We start from the raw sequence: 18,807 nt of genomic DNA, 5'->3' as shown, positions 1-18,807 counted from the left end.
CGGTTGCGGCAGGAAAAATTATTTGCGAAGTTTGCAATTGGACGTTTATTGCCTCTTCAGGTGTAAGTAGAACAGTAAGAGTAGTGAAAGGGGGAGCATGAGAATGAAATGTTTCGATTATGCAACGTTACCAAGAGAACAATGGGCTGGAGGGATCGGAGAAGTAAGGGATATTGTTTGCTGGCCGGTTGCTGATGATTTCGCTTGGCGTGTCTGCTTCACATCTATTTATCAAAATGGGGCACTGGGGCAATTTCCTGATATTGATCGCTCCATTGTATTATTGAAGGGAAAAGGCATCCGTTTAACCAGTCCGGGTTTTCTGGAACATGAGTTGGTGAAAAAAATGATCCCCTTCCATTTTTCCGGTGATATTCGGGGACATGCTGAACTGTTGGATGGATCTGTTCAATGCTTTAATATCCTGACTCGCCGTTCTTCCTGGGGTTCTGAAATTTCTGTTGTGACTGCTGAACGTCGTTTACCGACATCTCACAGCGGGGTGCTGTATGTTCTGAGAGGGCGTTGGGAAATGTCCGGCACAAATTCTGTTCAGCTTGCTTTTGGGCAAGGTGCATGGTGGTTGCCGGAAGATATACGGGAAGGAGCGATTAAACCGTTAGTTGCAGACAGCCAGTTGTTGTGGGTGGATTTACATCCGAATGAGTAAATATTAATGAATTTATCATTAGGGCTAGTTTGGCGATATTAATTTGAACTGAAGTCATTATTAATAAGCCCCTTTTCAGGGGCTATATTAAAATTCCCCACTATACAAATTTGTTTTCATTTTACTCATTTTGAGGAAATTCTTCTAAATAGAAATTAAAATGATAACTGCTGACTTTTTCAAACCGCATATAGGGTGGTTTTGTTTCATCATAAGCAACAATATCAAGGTCGGTGCCATTATATTTAAAATAAACAGCACCATGAGTTACTACGATATTCTGATCATTAAATACAGCTACGGAGGTAACATATAGTTGCCCATCTTTTGGTATCAGGCCAACGACTTCATAGTCGCCATCTGAATAACAGTTTACTGCATCAGGAATGGTATAAGTTTGGATATTTGCCCTAAATACCTGATCTATTCCTGATTCGTTAATCAATTTTATTGCCAGCAAATCACGGTTTGACGGAGATACAATAAACTTTGACAAACCTTGAATATCACTAATATCAGCCTGACTTGTATCCCATTCGCGATAAATTTGTCCTGCTTGACTATCACTGCCATGCCGCCAGGCAAAAACTATTGACTCCAGGCCAACTTCGACAGAAAGAAACTTATCATTTAGTGGAGTGCCTATTAAATTTACTTCCGTACTATTTTCTGGGTATTGATAAGAACTACCAGTGTAATCCTTTTGGGTATAAAATATAGCCCCATTGGCGAGCTGAGTTTTAGACATAATAGATATTCTCCTTACGTTTATTGCAACAATGTCAAACTAGAATAAGGAGAAGGAATTATGTGTCAAGGTAGTGGGTAACTCTTATATTGAGACATGGTTTTAAAAAATATTTGTTTAAATTTGGACGTATGAAAATTAATAAATGAGAGCGTTTTTATTTGACAAGGTTTTATTTTATTTAATCTCTATAATATTTATTACTTTAATAGCCTTTTAGAGAAATTATTTTAATAAGCATTAGTGAAAGTGGTATGTCTAAAAAACAAATTTAGTTATTTTAGGTGCTTTGTGATCACTTCACACTTCAGTAAGCGCATGTTTACCGTGCGCTTACTTCTGGGCAATCCAGCACTTAAATTGTTTCAAAATATTGTTTTACAATTTCTCTGCCAATTTCAAATGATGCTGTAGCGGCTGGTGAAGGGGCATTGCAAACGTGCAGTGAGCGATGGCCGGTCACAAAGTGAAAATCATCCACCAGTTTGCCATCGACTGTTAATGCCTGGGCACGAACACCCGTTGATCCCGGTATGATATCTTCGGGCTGTAAATCAGGAATGAGCTGACGGGCATTATCAGTAAAAAGCTGACGTGAACATGAACGACGTATTTCTGCCAGGCCTTCATCGAAATAGCGTGTGGCAATTTTCCAGAATCCTTTGTAAGTCACTACTTCCGTCAGATCCCGCAGACTGAAATCTGTTTTATGATAGCCTTCACGCTTAAATGCCAATACTGCATTAGGGCCAACATCCCGCTTACCATTGTACATGCGTGTGAAATGAACACCTAAAAACGGAAAATCAGGGTTGGGAACAGGGTAAATCAAGTGATTGACCAAATAGTTTTTACTACTATCCAATACATAATATTCACCACGGAATGGCACAATCTTCATACCAGTATCATAGCCCGCCAGCCTAGCAATCCTGTCGCTGTGTAGTCCGGCACAGTTCACCAGCCATTTGGCCTGATAACCGCGTTGTTGAGTTTGTACTTCAACATAATCACTATGTTCACGGATAGCTTTTACCTGTTGTTGACAATGAATATCTCCGCCTCTTGTTTGTATGATCTCAGCCAGTTTTGCTGCAATTTCCTGATAATTCACGATCCCCGTATCCGGCACTAAAATTGCTTCAAGACCATTGACATAAGGCTCACGTTCTTTCAAAGCAGATTGTGATAACTGACTGACATTAAGATCGTTTTGTAAACCTCGTTGATAAATATTTTCTAATAAAAGGAGTTCTTTTAATTGTGTAGCAACAATAATTTTGCCGCAGCGATCATAATATAAGCCATGTTCTTGGCAAAACTGATATATCGTTCGATTGCCTTTTTTCGCCAGACGCGCTTTCAGACTGCCGGGAGTGTAGTAAATGCCAGAATGGACAACATTGCTGTTATGACCACTCTGATGAGCAGCCACATTCTTTTCTTTATCCAATACCAGCAGGCGTAAGCGTGGATGATGTTCTTGCAGGGCATTGGCAGTACCAAGCCCGACTAATCCTGCACCAATAATAATAACGTCATACATTTTTACTTTGCCTCTTTAATTAATTGTTTTTTCTCAATTGGCTCCAAGGTCATGCTTGCTGCTATTGTCCCGTAATACTGTCCGGTAATGTTTATAGCGCAGGAGATGAATACCACCTGATAACACAATCGGCATTCTGCCCGCTAAATCTGTCCATATGTCCGGCTTGATTAAAAGAATAGCGGCAATAGTGAAGAGAACTCTTTCCAGCCAGTGGACCTTAATCATCCAGAAGTTGGAGGTTGCAATAGAGAGAGAATAAATACCAATTAATGCCATCATTATCATGTAAAGAATGGACAGCACATTCAAGTCACTGCCTTGCATCAATAATGCGGGGTTGTATACCAAAATAAAAGGGATGATAAATCCGGGTAAAGCCAGCCGGACAATAATGTCTATTTCGAAAATCCAACGGTTTTTCGTGAAGCTATCTACATAAACACCAACTATTCAAAAAAATTAATAAGATTCATAAAAAATGACACTTAGACATTATAAATAAGCAGTTACATTATAGCGTCAAGATTTGTCTCACAGGAAAGTAACATGTTACAAATATTAACGACTCAAACATCTCGCTTGGAACTGACTGAAAGTATTATTGCAGCTAAACTTGCTAAAAATCTTTCATGGAAAGAAATTGCAAATGGTACAGGAATGAATGTTGCTTTTGTCACGGCGGCTTTACTTGGGCAACATCCGTTGCCTATAGAGGCAGCAAAGAAGGTTGTTGAACAATTAGGTCTTACGGATGATGCGGTAAAGCTTCTACAGGCTGTCCCTATGCGAGGTTCAATTCCAACTGGAGTACCAACTGATCCAACGATTTATCGTTTCTATGAAATGTTGCAAGTATATGGAACAACATTAAAAGCATTAGTACATGAACAATTTGGTGATGGTGTTATTAGCGCAATTGATTTTAGATTAGATATTAAGAAAGTCGAAGATCCAGAAGGCGGAAGCCGAGCAGTAATAACTTTGGATGGTAAATATTTACCTACGAAACCGTTTTGATGATTAGTTTTTAGAAATAAGCCAGCATCATTTTATGAAGCTGGCTTATTGATTAATATGATTTTTTTAAGTCTATACTCTTCATCTTTCAAGTTGCTGCTTTGTTGATTATTTAATACACGACCGTTTGATTGACCAGATGTTGTGTAATTTGTCGTTAAAATACGCACTGACTTGCATATTTTTCATTTAGCAAGGTACTGCTTGGTAACATTAGATGCTATTAATGGGTAATAAGTTATTTGAAATATAGAGAACAGAGATAGATGTCACAATCATAAAATTAATAGTTTTATCCACTTATTCTTTTAGAAATTTGAACGGAATCATGTCCTTGTTCAACATAATTAATTCCATAGTTAATTAATGTTTTTCATAGTAAAAAAATTTCATATTGGAACCCGAAAGTTATTGAAAGAATCAATCTGGCAAATTCAAAAATAATGATAATGAATTCCTAAAGTTATTATTCATTTAAGAATCATTGAGAAAAAAATCAGGTGTATGTGAATGTTAATAATTGAGAGGGGGCAAAAAATACCGTATTGTCATGCCACTAGTATGTAAGACATATAAGGTATCAAGATAAAATGCAATAAGTTACTGTATATTTTAGCAGAAAAATTACTCTGCTATTCACTCATTAGGAGATAGAATCATGGCTGCTGCACACACTAATATTCACTACTATGATATATCCACCTGTTATGCTCGTATTTCAGTATTAGATACTGGCGGTAATCGGCTCCCGGTTCTTTTAATACATGGTAATTCAAGTAGTAAAGAGATATTTCGCCATCAGATAGAATACTTTAAAAAGGACTATCGGGTTTTAGCTCTGGATTTACCGGGACATGGTGCATCTTCTAATGCCAGTGATCCACGTCAGACATATTCAATGCCAGGTTATGCCCGCACCGTTATTGAAGTACTGGATAAGCTCGGAATTAACAGAGTGGTTGTTTTGGGCTGGTCATTAGGGGGACATATCGGGCTGGAAATGCTGGCACTGTACCCCAAAATGATTGGACTGATGATTTGTGGTACACCCCCTGTAGCTGCTGGTAAAGAAAATGTCGCACTTGGTTTTCGTCAAAATGAGCATATGAGGCTTGCCGGGAAAGTTGATTTCACTGAAGAAGATGTGAAGAATTATGCCTATCAAACAGTGGGCGTTAACGCTCCTCATGAGCCGTTTATCCTTGAGGCAGTAGCAAGAACAGATGGGTTGTCACGCCAATATATGTTTGAAGCTTTTACTTCCCCACAGGCAACAGATCAAAAGTTATTGGCTGAAACAAGTAAAATACCTTTGGCTATCGTGAATGGTGCAGGTGATCCTTTCATCAATGCCGAATATGTTGAAAATTTGAATTATCAAAACCTTTGGCAAGACCAAGTATTTAGTTTGGTCGGTGTGGATCATGCACCGTTTTGGGAAGCACCAGCCAGGTTTAATCCGGTATTGTCTGATTTTCTTTCTGATTTCCAATAACATCGATTAGTTAATTGAAAATATTATTGGCTGGGGAATTTATGAGAGTGTAATAATTTCCCCAGCCTCATATATCTTTTTTTCATCTTTACAGATGAACTTTATCATTCTTTCCTCACCATGATTTATTCTTACTTACGATAAATAGAATAATATCTTTCTATATATCATCACAGTTTTTCTAATCCATTGGATATCACACTTATAAACATTCGACTGAAAGTAATCGGAAAAAATTATCTTTTGTCTAATAATGAAACAAAAGCATTTTACTCGCGCTTGATTAAAAAAATAAACTTTTAATCAGGATCACAGTTTCGATTGATTTCCTTTGTTGTAATGTTTAGGTGTTATTAATACCAATGCTTAATAATTTTTACCCGTCATTTCTTGCTTATTATTATCTATTTACTCTGCCTATTCTCCAAAGATTCCAACAACGGCAGAGCTTAAAAAATGACACTAAAACTCAATGTATTTAAGGTATTGGAGACATGAAACATTATGCAATCGCTATTACAGCTTATCCGTCGCCATAAATCTGGTGAGTTGGTTGGAATTTACTCTATTTGTTCCGCACACCCCTGGGTATTGGAAAGTGCACTGCGGTTTGCTAAAGAGCGGGGAACCGCCATATTAATTGAAGCGACGTCCAATCAAGTCAATCAGTTTGGTGGTTATACTGGGATGCAACCTATTGATTTTAGAAATAAAGTATGGAATATCGCGGATTCTGTCGGTTTTCCAAGAGAACAAATATGGCTAGGAGGTGATCATCTGGGGCCTAATGCCTGGCAGGATCACCTTGCTGAAGAAGCGATGGCACTCGCTGAAACCCTTATCTATGATTATGTCGCTGCCGGATTTCGTAAAATTCATCTCGACTGTTCTATGTCCTGTGTAGATGATCCTGTACCATTGACCGATGAAATTGTAGCCGAGCGTGCAGCCCGGCTTTGTTTGGTTGCTGAGTGTAGCTGGCAGGTAAATGGTGGTGAGGCACCTGTCTATGTGATTGGCACAGAAGTACCTGTACCGGGAGGAGCCAAAGAAGATTTGGACGGCGTACAGGTTACAACTCCTGCTGCTGCGGCTTCTACACTGAAAATCCATCAGGCTGAATGGAAAAAAGCACATCTGGCTCATGTTTGGCCGCGAGTCATTGCATTGGTTGTACAGCCGGGAGTCGATTTCGATCATCACCAAATTGAACATTATCAGCCGGGAAAAGCTCAGGAACTCAGCCAATATATTGAGACACAACCCCATATTGTCTATGAAGCCCATTCGACGGATTATCAGACCCCACAAACTTATCACAATCTGGTTCGTGATCACTTTGTCATACTGAAAGTAGGGCCAGCTTTAACTTTTGCTTTGCGGGAAGGTCTGTTTGCCCTTGATAAGCTGGATCGTGAATGGCATGGAGAGTCAAAAGCTGCTCATTTAAGTGAAACACTGGAGCAGGTTATGTGTGAACAACCAGAATACTGGCGTTCTTATTACAAAGGTAATCCACATCAACAGTATATCGATCGCCAGTACAGTTTGAGTGATCGTATTCGCTATTACTGGGCGAACCCTGAAGTAGAAGCGGCTGTCGAGAAATTACTGTCGAATCTGCGCAGCCAGCCAGCTCCTTTTTCGATGATAAGCCAGTACTTGCCTGAACAGGCCAAAGCCATCAAAGCGGGTCTTCTTTCTCTCGATGAACCTAAAGAGTGGGTGATGGATAAAGTCCGTTCGGTATTGGTTCACTACGCTGAGGCCTGTGAAACTGAGACAGAAGGAGCTGTGTTATGACACCTTTTTTCCCTTATTCATCCCAGTGGCTGGCAGAACATCAGGCATACTATACCGCGGAGGAGATCCAGCATCAGCCCAGACTTTGGCGCACCTTATATCAGGAGCTGGACGTGCTCCAACCATACTGGCGGCCTTTTCTCCATCCATTGCTCACAAAGCCTGATTTGCAGATTATTCTATGTGGTGCGGGTTCTTCCGCGTTCGTTGGTAAGGCTGTAGCCCCCTGGTTACGTGAAGTTGGAAGGCGTGGCAAGAAATGCGGACTGAATGTTCATGCTTTTGCCTCAACGGATATTGTCCCTACACCCTGGCAATATCTGGATAAGAGTAAACCCACCCTGTTGGTCTCTTATGCCCGTTCCGGTAACAGTCCTGAGAGTGTGGCAACTGTTAAATTGGTAGATTCCCTCTTAACCGACTGTTATCACTTGATCCTTACCTGTAATCCTGAAGGGGAATTGGCCCGTTATGCAAAGAATAAGACGCATGTTTGTTCGCTGATTATGCCGGAAGGAGCCAATGATCGTAGTTTTGCCATGACGTCCAGCTTTAGCTGTATGGCGCTGGCGACTCTGTTACTCCTTGGTGATATGGATTTCGATACAGCAGAGCAGCCATTAAAAAAACAATCGCTGGAAACGATGGCTGTACTCTGTGAGACACAGGCACCTGCCTGGCAATCGCTGATCCGGCAAATCATCGGGAAGGGATTTAAACGTATGGTTGCGTTGGGAGCAGGTGGTTTTACCGGTATTGCGGAAGAAGGGGCGTTGAAGATGTTGGAATTAACCGCAGGCCGAATAGCAACCCGTTACGATTCCAACATGGGAGTGCGGCATGGGCCGAAATTTATCATCGACCATGATACGCTGGTGATTATCATGCTCTCGGCTGATGCTTATTGCCGTCGTTATGATATCGATTTACTCAATGAACTCAAACAAGATGGTTTGGCCAAACAAATTATTGTTTTAAGCAGTTTGCCCTACCCTGGGATACTGGAAGCTAATGTTGCAGAAACTCATATTCTGGAAATTCCCACTGATTTGCCGGATATCTGGCTTATTTTCCCCTATTTGCTTTTTTTTCAAATGCTGGGCTTTGAAACCTCACTGTCTCTCGGCCTGTCTCCTGATAACCCATGCCCGACAGGTGAAGTTAATCGTGTGGTAAAAGGCGTTCAAATTTATCCCTACACTGAATCAGAAAAGTAACAGGAGTTAGAATGTCTACCCCAAATATCCTATTGACCCGTATTGATAACCGTTTGATCCATGGACAGGTTGGCGTTACCTGGGCTAATTCACTGGGTGCCAACCTTGTTGTCGTAGCGAATGATGAAGCAGCAAATGATCCTGTTCAGCAATCGCTTATGGATATGGTGATGTCTGATGGTGTTCAGACCCGCTATTTCACCCTACAAAAAACTATTGATGTCATTCATAAAGCTGCGGAGCGCCAGAAAATCTTTATCGTCTGTAAAACACCACAAGATGTGCTGACGCTTGTAAAAGGTAATGTACCAATCAAGTTTGTGAACGTTGGTAACATGCATTTTTCAGAAGGAAAAACTCAGGTCCATAAAACCATTTCTGTTGATAAAAGTGATATTGACACCTTTCGTGAACTGGAAAAACGCGGCATTCCCTGTGAAGTCCGCCGGGTGCCAGACGAAGCAGGCGAAAATATTGCTAATCTTCTGAAATAACGGAGGTGAATATGTTCGTTGATGCGCTTTTGATCTCAATACTGGCAGGGATTGCAGGTATTGATCTGTTCAATGGATTGACACACATCCATCGTCCGATTGTTATCGGGCCGTTGGTCGGATTAATTTTAGGAGATATTCAGACCGGTTTACTGGTTGGTGGTTCATTAGAACTTGTCTGGATGGGCATGGTGCCACTAGCGGGTGCCCAACCGCCCAATGTTGTTATAGGGGGGATTATCGGAACAACTTTTGCCATTCTCACTCAGGCAGATCCCAAAGTTGCGATTGGTATTGCAGTTCCTTTCTCTATTGCTGTTCAGGGGTGTATAACACTGCTGTTTACCATTTACTCACCGATGATGCACAAATGCGATCAAATGGTCAGAAAGCTCAATTGGCGCGGTGTTGAATGGGTAAACTATTTTGGTGTCATTATCCTGTTCTGCTTCTATTTCATTGTGTCTTTTTTACCTATTTATTTTGGTGCAGATACTGCCAGAGTCATCGTGCAGAAAGCACCACAATGGCTGCTTGATGGTCTTTCTGTTGCTGGTGGCATGATGCCTGCTATCGGTTTTGCTCTGTTGATGAAAGTCATGATGAAAAAGACCTATGTGGCTTATTTCATCCTCGGTTTTATTTCTGTCACTTTCCTGCATTTGCCTATTATTGCTATCGCTTTGGGCGCATTTGCGATTGCATTAATTGATTTCTTTAACCGTACCCGTAACGACGATGGTAATACACAGGGTACATCATCCCAGTCAAATTCACCGAAGGAGATGCAAGATGGCATTTAATACATTGGATAACACAGCGTCCGAAAAAAACGGTGCGAATATAGAGCAAGACAGCAGTTCGGTAGATCGTGATGACTATGTTGATACGACCCCAGCGGAAGAGTTAACAAAGCGCGATATTAATGTTATGGCTCTGCGTTCTCTGCTGTTACAGGCTTCTTTTAACTATGAACGTATGCAGGCGGGAGGCTGGCTCTACACACTGATCCCCGCACTGCGTAAGCTGCATAAAAATCCCGATGATCTGGCAAATTCCATGAAAATGCACATGGAATTTTTTAACGTTCATCCATTTGATGTCACTTTTCTGTCCGGTTTAGTACTGGCGATGGAACGCAGTAAGGAGAAACTTTCTACCATCCGGGCTGTGAAAGTTGCTTTGATGGGGCCATTGGGCGGGATCGGTGATGCACTGTTCTGGCTGACCTTATTACCGATCTGTGCGGGTATCGGGGCATCACTAGCACTGCAAGGCAGTGTTCTGGGGCCAATTCTGTTTCTGTTGATGTTTAATATTGTACATTTTGCTTTGCGTTTTGGTTTGGCGCATTACGGTTACCGTACCGGCACCAAAGCCATAGCTATGCTGAAAATCCATACGAAAAATATTTCTCATGCAGCATCAATTGTCGGTATGACGGTTATCGGTGCTCTTGTTGCTTCTTATGTTCATCTTTCGACACCTTTTGTCATGAAAGCAGGGGAAGCAAAAGTCGCACTGCAAACAGATGTACTCGATAAGCTGATGCCTAACTTACTGCCTCTGACCTTCACATTGCTGGTTTACTGGTTAATGAAACGTGGTTTCTCACCAGTGAAGCTGATAGGTATTACAGCCGTGTTTGGGGTTGTTGGTAAATTGGTCGGAATTTTATAAGGAGAAAAAATGTTAGGTATCGTAATAACCGGGCACGGAACGTTTGCCAGTGGCTTGCTACAGGCGGTAGATCAGATCATTGGTAAACAGCCGGGATGTATTGCCGTTGATTTTCCTGACGGAATGACGACAGAGCAACTGTATCAAGCATTGTACATAGCCAGCAAAGTGTGTGACTTGGGCAAAGGAGTTGTTTTCCTGACAGATCTGTTAGGCGGCTCTCCTTTCCGGCAGGCTGCACAGTTGGCTTTAACACATCCACAATTAGTTTATCCGCAATGGCAGGTGATTACGGGGACTAATATGCAGTTGGCTGTTGAAATGATGATAATGCGTGATGAGATGAACACCATTGAATTTCGTGACATGGCTCTGGAGTGTGGTCGTCGCGGATTGACCAGCCTGTGGCATGAACAGCAGCAGTCAAAACAGGCACTGCCCGATATTGATGGCATCTAAGACGATAATAAAGTGATAGCAGGGTAATAATAAGGTAATGATAAGGTAATAGTATAATGTTGATCTCTAACAGTAAAATGTTGAAAAAAGCACAGCGGGAAGGTTATGCCGTTCCGGCATTCAACGTACACAATCTGGAAACTGTGCAAGTGGTGGTTGAAACAGCAGCAAAAATGGAGTCTCCGGTCATTCTGGCCGGAACACCGGGCACATTCATCTATGCTGGCCTTGAATATATGGTTTCTATCTGTAAAGTCGCCGCCGCCGTCAATAAACTTCCTCTGGCACTGCATCTTGATCACCATGAAGATCTCAATGATATCCGCCATAAAGTAGAAAGTGGTATACGTTCGGTGATGATAGATGGCTCTCATCTGTCCTTTGAGAAAAATATAGTTACTGTAGCTGGAGTGGTACGATTGTGTCAGCGCTTCGATACCAGCGTGGAAGCAGAACTAGGAAGACTGGGCGGGCAGGAAGATGATTTGAAGGTTGACAGCCAGGATAGCTTCTATACCGATCCCATCGCAGCAAAAGAGTTTGTTGAACGAACCGGGATAGATTCACTGGCTGTTGCTATAGGTTCTGCTCACGGGCTTTATCACGGTGAGCCTCATCTGGACTTTTCACGTTTGGAGGCAATCCGCCGTTATGTGGAGATCCCACTGGTTTTACATGGTGCATCGGGTATTCCAGAAGAGATGATACGTCAATCCATCACGCTTGGGATCTGTAAAGTCAATGTTGCAACAGATTTAAAAATTGCTTTTGCTGATGCTGTAAAAGCCTATTTTGCAGAATATCCTGATGCCAATGACCCACGAAAATATATTACACCGGGTAAACTGGCAATGCAGAAAGTTGTGGAAAATAAAATCATTATCTGTGGTAGTGCAGGCCGGATATAATTTTATTTGCTTAATATTTGGATACATCATTTAGTTGTGTTTCCATTATTTCTGTTATTCCCATTATATAGCGTGATATTTGCATAATAACATATGCCAGTCTGACAATGATTATGAAAAAAAGAGTTATGAAAATAATATTTTCTATTATAGAAAGATGGTTTCGATATTATTAATCTATACCCGTTTTATCAATGTTGATATTATCGGAGTCAATTAATTTCTATTCACAGCTAGTCTATTCATAATTAACCTATTTACAGTAAACAAAGAGGTAACTAAAAAATGAAGGACAGATATTTGCGCGGAATAATGAGTTGATTACCATGAATGACAGTCAATTTATGGAATAAAAGGAAGATAACTATGCGTGTTGAATCATTGTCAGAGCGTCATTCAAGTCATTCCGTATTTTGTTGTGTGCATGAACTATTTGAGCAGCAGGTAGCGAAAACACCGGATGTTGTTGCCATAAGATTTGGTGAGCAATCATTGTCTTATGATGAATTAAATCGTAGAGCAAACAGGTTGGCGCATTATATCCGTCAGCATTACCATCATGATGGTGAAAAAATTTCTCCGGTAGGTATTTGTCTTGAACGTAGCATTGATGCGATTGTTGCGGTTATTGGTGTTTTAAAAGCCGGTGCTGCTTATGTCCCGATTGATCTGAGTTATCCTATTGAGCGTCAATCCTACATTTTGACCGATTCTAATGTCTCAGTTGTTATTTTCCGTGGCGATATTGAATTATCATTTCCTGAGACTATCGCATGTATTGATTTAGCTCAGTGTGATTTTTCCGACAGTAATAAAGAGAATATCAATAGCGATAGTTGTGACATAGAAAACTTGACAGGAGTTTGTACCCCCCAAGATCTCGCCTACTTAATTTATACCTCAGGTTCGACAGGAAAGCCTAAAGGGGTTTGTATGCCTCATCAGTCGTTGGTGAATATGCTGGTCTGGCAAATTCATCAGCAAGGCGATTACTTTGGTAAAAAAACGTTGCAATTTTCTCCACTAAGCTTTGATGTCTCATTTCAGGAAATATTTTCAGCTTTATCCAGCGGTGGGGAGTTAGTGTTGATCTCCAATCATTTACGATTGGATCAATTGGCTCTGGTTACGTTTATTGCAGAGCAGCGGATTGAACGAATATTTTTGCCTTATGTAGCATTAAATGGTTTGGCAATGGCGGCGATTGCACAGGAATGTTATCCAGAGAGCCTTATTGATGTGATCACGGCAGGGGAACAATTGGTTATTACCACCGCTATCAGGCAATTTTTCCATGCACTGCCACATTGCCGCCTGCATAATCACTACGGCCCATCAGAAGCACATGTCGTGACAGCTTACACTTTGGAAGGCAAAGCAGAAGAATGGCCGGTTCTGCCTCCTATTGGCGCACCGATTGACAATGTTGAAATCTATCTGCTCGATACCAAGAACTGTGCTATTAAGGATGAAACACCGGGTGAGCTGTGTATTGCGGGGGCACAACTGGCTGAAGGTTATCATCAGCGCCCGGAAGAAACCGCGGCTAAATTTGTCAATATTGCGGTAAATAGTGCGCTTCCCAAACGAATGTATCGCACCGGTGATTTAGCGAAATGGCGGAAGGACGGTTTGCTGGACATTCTTGGCCGGATGGATTTTCAGGTCAAAGTACGCGGTTATCGCGTTGAATTGGGTGAAATTGAAGTGCTGTTGATGAAACATCCGGCTGTGCGTGATGCTGTTGTGCTGATACAAACAGCGCGGGAGAAAAGTGAAAGTTCAGAAGACAACCGGTTGATTGCTTTCGTGATTATTTCAGAACGTGCTTTGCAGCATCATTCACAGAGTAGTGTGAAAGAGAGTATTCAGCAATTCATGAAAAGAGTGGCTCCTGATTATATGCGGCCGGCAGCCATTGTTATTGTCAATCATTTTCCTTTATCTGCCAGCGGTAAACTTGACCGCAAGGCTTTCCCGGTTATTGCTATTGGAAAGCTTAAACAACAGGATTCCGCTCCGGCAAAAGAGGGGATTGAAAAAATACTGGCTGAAGTATGGAGTGAATTGTTCGGGGTTAAAAAAGTCAGCAGACATGCTCAATTCTTCAATTTGGGCGGTAATTCACTGTCAGCTATAAAAATGGTACAGGAATTACGGCGTCGCGGATTGATGGTGGAAGCACATATGCTGTATCAATATCCTGTATTGTCCGAATTAGCCGTTCATTTGCAGGCTTGCAACTCAACAGATATCGACTCCAATGGGATGGAATGCCCTAAAATGACGGCACCTTTGTTGAAAGATGATAAACCGCCTTCAACTCCATTCGATGTGGAAACATATTTAGGTATCGGTACTATGGCGGTTGAAGCGTGGCGATTATTGCCGGAGAATTTGTGTAATCAAATACGTCAACAAGCTAAAGTCCATGCTGTTGGTGTCGCTGCAATTTTTCACTTGGCCTGGGGCAAAACAATGGGTTGTCTGGTTGGACATAATGATGCTGTTTTTGGCACGGTTTTATCAGGGCATATGCTTGCAGGCGCGGATACTGAGAATGGGACAGAGCAATTTATCCATATAATACCAATTCATATGCGTCTGGATAACTTGCCTGTGCTTGAGTGCCTCTGGCTTGTTCAAGACAACCTGGTACAGTTGGTCAAACATCAAAAAGTATCGCAGGCACTGACTCGGCAATCGTTTCAACAGCAATTATCACAATTGTCGGGAGCTGCACCATTATTTACTTCAATATTGAATTATTATCATAGTGAAATACGTCACATCTCTCCGGCAGAACCACTATTAGCACTAACGCCTTCTGGTGCCGAGTCTTTCAGTAGCGCTGGCATTATGGAACACACGGATCACCCGATTTACATCAGTATTGAAGATATCGACAAAGACTTTGTGATCCACACACAGGCTGAACAGGGGGTTAATCTTGAACGCGTCTGTGACATTTTCCAAACGATATTACAGAAAATCGTTACCGCTCTGGAAAGTACACCAGAGAAGAAAATAGATCGTATTAACCCAATTACCGATACTTCCAAGTATTTTCTGACTCACTTGACGAATAACCAGATTAACTAAAGGCCTTAATTTTGACTGATTCAATCCTATACCCTGCGTTCGAAAGAGCAGAAGCGAAAGTTCAACTTGTGTTTTTACATCATGCTGGTGGTTCCAGCTTCTCTTATCTGCAACTTTCTCAGAGGCTGTCTGGATTTATTGAAGCTTATTGTATGGAACTGGCAGGCAGGGGCTCGCGTTTCTTACAGCCATTTCAGACAGATGCTGAAACGGTAATATCTGACCTTCTTGCTTCGATCAAGCGATTGAAATTGGGAGAAGATAAGCCTTTGCTGTTGTTCGGTCATAGCCTGGGAGCAGAGCTTGCCTACCATATAGCCCGAAGATTAAAAAGTGAGGCACCGGAGAAGAAATTGGGCCTTATACTTTCTGCGCGGGGAACGTCTGCTCCGGATGATTTACGAAATGAGGCATTATCAGAAGCGGAAATAATAGACTTGCTGGAAGAATTTGAAGAGACGCCGCAGGATGTTTTCACACATCCTGAATTGCGAAAATATGTGGTTGATGCCATGCGAAGTGATCTTCGTCTGCTGGCTTCTCTGTCCCGGTTGCCGAAGCCAGTGATAAACTGTCAGACCTATGTGATTGGTGCGGATCACGATGAGCACGTTCCTGTCCCGTGGTTGGCACAGTGGCGAGAAATATTTACTACGCCCGTGACACAAAAAGTTTTTGCAGGTGAACATTTCTACTTGTTTTCCAGTGATGAAGTTATTGATTGGATAGAGGAACGGGCACGGGAATTGGTGGCCTAACTTTCCAAACTATACCCAATGGATTTCAAGCTGCATCGCGGCGGCAAGGGAATGACAAATTCGTCGGGAACGAATTTGCCCAGCCAACAAAAATGCAGCTTGAAAGACGACGGGTATAAACATTAATAACTACACGAAACTACCGATAAGTCAGTTGAAAAATCAATAATATTAAAACCAAAGCCTTTTGCCGTTTTGACGGTATCTGTACCTAATAACCATTGGAATGAAACTGCTGGTGCAACACTTATTGTCATCTCATTTTTATGCCAAATACGTGAAGTGTGTGCATGCCCGCAACCAATAAATTTAATCTTATATTTCTCACATAGCGCCAGTAGGGCATTAGCGTTTTCCAGCATACAGCTATCTACAATTGGCGTACCAACCGATTTGACATGGTGATGCATGAATAACGCAATATTAAAATGACTGTTTTCAATAATTCTTTTTTCTAATTCTGCAAGGTTAGTTTTAGTGATAAAACCATAATCTTCACCTTCAACAACAGTGTCGATACCAGTGATATACCAATTGTCACGATTATATTCACGAGAGGTAATGTGATATTTTGGTTTGATTTCTGCAAGGGAAATATTAAATTTCTCCTTGAGATCATGGTTGCCAGGTATTGCAATGTAAGGTGTATTGAGTGATTCCATCTTATTTAAAAAATAGCTGTAAGCGTCTGTGTCACCATCATTTGTAATGTCACCTGAGACTATAATTAACTCTATTTCGGTAATAGTCTGAATGCGACGTATTTCCTCACAAATAATATCGAAGTTGTCATAAAGGTTTACATCAAATATTGTTTTTTCTCTTCTCTGAGTCAGATGTATATCGGTTAACTGAATCACTTTCATTTTTTATTGCCTCCAAAAATAAACGGATTATATGATATTCCCCAATCGTATACATCAGCAGATTCTAAATTTTTTATCTTAGCTGCTAAGATGATGCCGATAGGTAAAAGTATAATAGACATTATTACTTTATAAGACCAAGTTGTAGAAATTATTATGACTAATTCATTTACACTATATTTTGAAGAAAGGCTTATAGGGTATGATGATAATAAAAGAGACGCTTGGGTGAGCATTGAAGCAATAATATATCTGAGGAAAAAGAAGCGGCCAAAAAAAACTTTTTTTAAAGAAGATATTACAAAGCCATTGATAAAGTAAGAAATTGGTACAGAAGTCCATGTACCTACCATAACGCGCCAAAATTCGCCAAACAATGACTTAAAATTCATTGAAATCTGGTTATTTTCTGGCTGAGTATGTGATGCAATAAAAATGACCATTACAAAAATTGATTGGCATAAAACCATGATCCAGACTGTTTTTACTCCTTGTCTATAACCATAAACTTCTGTTTGAACTGTGGATATAAGGAAATAAAAAGAAAATAAAATTCCACTAAAAGTAATTTTAAGACCATAAAAATCCAGAGTCTTATAGACAAGAACATCACAAGTTATCATGATTGTGACGGACAGAGAAATAAATAAAGAATTATACTTGAAGCTTGAGTTGGTGGGATAAATTTGAGTCACTTTATTACCTTTAAGTTTGCAGATTTAGATGATTTTATTTTTTCTGATTTTGAAATTTCATCGGAGATTTTTCTTCCGTCTTTTAATCCGGATATGTAGGCTATTCTTATCAGACTGGCAGGATCTAATTTCTCTATAATATTCTGTTCTGAAAGCAGTTCTTTTCCATTTATTGTTCTGCGAGAATATTCATTTTGTATAGTGAATGACAAATCTCTGTTTTCTTCTATTATCTTGAATTTTTGTTTTTCTTTCAGGTCATGTTCTTCAAATTTTGCTATAAAAATAATGTCATAAGGATTGATGTTATATAATAAATCACTTTCAAAAATATCTTCTGCTCTTGCTTTTATGCATGTATGAGTACCTAATTCTTTTAAGATGTAGAATCCGTTTTCTTTTATTGGCTCGAACCTCTGCAAATTGTAAATGTAACGAGGTTTGAATATGCTTCTGAAAAAATCAATTATTTTATTCACAATTAAATTCCTATTTTAAATTTTTAATTGATTTAATCAAAACCCCAATTATTGTGTAATTTTGACTGAATATTGTTTTTCGCTCATTATCAATACCTAATATTGAAAAATAAATTCCACGCTCACCGACAAAGACTTGTCTGAAACAAATAGGTGTATCTTTAATCTTTACAAGAACTATATCACTGTCACAAACTGATTCAGTTCTGGAAATGATTGCAATGGTGTTACTATCAAAGTACGGAGATAAAAGATTGTTTCCAAATTCTACTGCGAAAAGTGAGTCTTCCTGATTATCCTGGATACTGAGTTTGTATAGATTGGTGTGGATTATTTTCCCACATATATATCCATCTAATTCATCATAACGAATTAAAGGTATTGATGAAATAATTTCTTCATGTCGATAGGATTCAGATAATTTACCATCGGTAATTTCACCGACATTCACACCAAATATATCAGCAATGGATGAGACTGTAGCAATAGTAGGATTTCCAACACCACGCCTAAGGCTGTTAATCGTAGCAATTCCAAGGCCTGTCAATTTACTTAGGGTTTGTGAGTCTATATTGTTTTTTTTCATCAAAAAATCAATGTTTTGTGAAATGTTAGCAAGCAAAGCATCGGCTTCAGTTGATTTTTTATTGTTCGGCTCTTGCATTATATTATCTCGTTGATATTATCTTGTCAGATGTTGGTGTTTATAAGCGTATCTTATAGGTTGATATTTTATAATACAAGAACTCAAAAATAAGAGAAAGACTGGCATCTTAGTAACATATTAAGAAGGTAATATTAAAGGTAGTATATTTTCTAGTATGTGAACTATATAAGTTTCATTATTATTAATAAAAAACTAAATTA

19 protein-coding genes are annotated in these 18,807 nt (G+C 40.2%); 12 read left to right on the top strand and 7 right to left on the bottom strand.

The features are described from left to right. Positions 1-103: 103 nt before the first annotated feature. Positions 104-670, top strand: a complete 567-nt coding sequence (locus Xbud_RS10370) for a HutD/Ves family protein (RefSeq protein WP_244589909.1) — start codon at positions 104-106, stop codon at positions 668-670. A 121-nt stretch (positions 671-791) separates the two neighbouring features. On the opposite strand, the gene Xbud_RS10365 is transcribed toward Xbud_RS10370, so the two are convergent. The 3 genes from Xbud_RS10365 to Xbud_RS10355 form a co-directional block, all read right to left on the bottom strand. Beyond that, the gene (locus Xbud_RS10365) at positions 792-1,418 is read right to left on the bottom strand and encodes a beta/gamma crystallin domain-containing protein (RefSeq protein ID WP_099136000.1); all 627 of its coding nucleotides are present in this window, start codon (positions 1,416-1,418) and stop codon (positions 792-794) included. Positions 1,419-1,773: 355 nt separating this feature from the next. Next, a complete protein-coding gene (gene lhgO, locus Xbud_RS10360; protein WP_099135999.1) occupies positions 1,774-2,964 on the bottom strand; it encodes an L-2-hydroxyglutarate oxidase in 1,191 nt (396 codons plus the stop codon). A gap of 33 nt (positions 2,965-2,997) precedes the next feature. Next, the gene (locus Xbud_RS10355) at positions 2,998-3,291 is read right to left on the bottom strand and encodes a DUF3394 domain-containing protein (protein ID WP_145956625.1); all 294 of its coding nucleotides are present in this window, start codon (positions 3,289-3,291) and stop codon (positions 2,998-3,000) included. Positions 3,292-3,513: 222 nt separating this feature from the next. On the opposite strand from Xbud_RS10355, the gene cynS reads away from it, so the two are divergent. From cynS to Xbud_RS10300, 11 genes are all read left to right on the top strand, one after another. Then, positions 3,514-3,984 (top strand): cyanase, encoded by a 471-nt coding sequence (gene cynS, locus Xbud_RS10350; protein ID WP_099135998.1) that lies wholly within the window; start codon positions 3,514-3,516, stop codon positions 3,982-3,984. Positions 3,985-4,642: 658 nt separating this feature from the next. Further along, a complete protein-coding gene (locus tag Xbud_RS10345; protein WP_099135997.1) occupies positions 4,643-5,479 on the top strand; it encodes an alpha/beta fold hydrolase in 837 nt (278 codons plus the stop codon). Positions 5,480-5,983: 504 nt separating this feature from the next. After that, positions 5,984-7,282, top strand: coding sequence for a D-tagatose-bisphosphate aldolase, class II, non-catalytic subunit (locus Xbud_RS10340; protein WP_099135996.1), 1,299 nt, complete (start codon positions 5,984-5,986; stop codon positions 7,280-7,282). Further along, positions 7,279-8,499: an SIS domain-containing protein gene (locus Xbud_RS10335; RefSeq protein WP_099135995.1), complete on the top strand. Its 1,221-nt coding sequence runs from the start codon at positions 7,279-7,281 to the stop codon at positions 8,497-8,499. The genes Xbud_RS10340 and Xbud_RS10335 overlap by 4 nt, the downstream gene beginning before the upstream one ends. Before the next feature lie 11 nt (positions 8,500-8,510). Beyond that, entirely contained in the window at positions 8,511-8,993 is a 483-nt protein-coding gene (gene agaV / locus Xbud_RS10330) for a PTS N-acetylgalactosamine transporter subunit IIB (protein WP_099135994.1), read from the top strand. Positions 8,994-9,004: 11 nt separating this feature from the next. Continuing rightward, positions 9,005-9,796: a PTS N-acetylgalactosamine transporter subunit IIC gene (gene agaW, locus Xbud_RS10325; RefSeq protein WP_099135993.1), complete on the top strand. Its 792-nt coding sequence runs from the start codon at positions 9,005-9,007 to the stop codon at positions 9,794-9,796. Beyond that, on the top strand, positions 9,786-10,673 hold the full coding sequence (locus tag Xbud_RS10320; protein WP_099135992.1) for a PTS system mannose/fructose/sorbose family transporter subunit IID: 888 nt from the start codon (positions 9,786-9,788) through the stop codon (positions 10,671-10,673). The genes agaW and Xbud_RS10320 overlap by 11 nt, the downstream gene beginning before the upstream one ends. Positions 10,674-10,682: 9 nt before the next feature. Next, a complete protein-coding gene (gene agaF / locus Xbud_RS10315; RefSeq protein WP_099135991.1) occupies positions 10,683-11,132 on the top strand; it encodes a PTS galactosamine/N-acetylgalactosamine transporter subunit IIA in 450 nt (149 codons plus the stop codon). Positions 11,133-11,185: 53 nt separating this feature from the next. Then, on the top strand, positions 11,186-12,040 hold the full coding sequence (locus Xbud_RS10310) for a tagatose bisphosphate family class II aldolase (protein ID WP_099135990.1): 855 nt from the start codon (positions 11,186-11,188) through the stop codon (positions 12,038-12,040). Positions 12,041-12,406: 366 nt separating this feature from the next. Beyond that, positions 12,407-15,142, top strand: coding sequence for a non-ribosomal peptide synthetase (locus Xbud_RS10305; RefSeq protein WP_169923056.1), 2,736 nt, complete (start codon positions 12,407-12,409; stop codon positions 15,140-15,142). A gap of 11 nt (positions 15,143-15,153) precedes the next feature. Next, positions 15,154-15,900: a thioesterase II family protein gene (locus tag Xbud_RS10300; protein WP_099135988.1), complete on the top strand. Its 747-nt coding sequence runs from the start codon at positions 15,154-15,156 to the stop codon at positions 15,898-15,900. 122 nt (positions 15,901-16,022) lie between these two features. Here the strand turns inward: Xbud_RS10300 and Xbud_RS10295 are convergent, their stop codons facing one another. Genes Xbud_RS10295 through Xbud_RS20480 form a run of 4 tightly spaced genes read right to left on the bottom strand, consistent with a single transcriptional unit; the run spans position 16,023 to position 18,604 of the window. Beyond that, on the bottom strand, positions 16,023-16,766 hold the full coding sequence (locus Xbud_RS10295; RefSeq protein WP_099135987.1) for a metallophosphoesterase family protein: 744 nt from the start codon (positions 16,764-16,766) through the stop codon (positions 16,023-16,025). Then, positions 16,763-17,461 carry a VUT family protein gene (locus Xbud_RS10290; protein WP_099135986.1) on the bottom strand — a complete coding sequence of 233 codons (699 nt, stop codon included), beginning with the start codon at positions 17,459-17,461 and terminating at the stop codon, positions 16,763-16,765. The genes Xbud_RS10295 and Xbud_RS10290 overlap by 4 nt, the downstream gene beginning before the upstream one ends. Continuing rightward, complete coding sequence (locus Xbud_RS10285; RefSeq protein ID WP_099135985.1) at positions 17,458-17,940, bottom strand: hypothetical protein; 483 nt, start codon at positions 17,938-17,940, stop codon at positions 17,458-17,460. Before Xbud_RS10285 ends, Xbud_RS10290 begins: the two co-directional genes overlap by 4 nt. Before the next feature lie 10 nt (positions 17,941-17,950). After that, positions 17,951-18,604: a helix-turn-helix domain-containing protein gene (locus tag Xbud_RS20480; protein WP_244589908.1), complete on the bottom strand. Its 654-nt coding sequence runs from the start codon at positions 18,602-18,604 to the stop codon at positions 17,951-17,953. Between the last annotated feature and the right edge of the window lie 203 nt (positions 18,605-18,807).

Source organism: Xenorhabdus budapestensis (assembly GCF_002632465.1).
Classification (GTDB): domain Bacteria; phylum Pseudomonadota; class Gammaproteobacteria; order Enterobacterales; family Enterobacteriaceae; genus Xenorhabdus; species Xenorhabdus budapestensis.
This window is presented reverse-complemented; position numbering and strand designations above follow the sequence as displayed.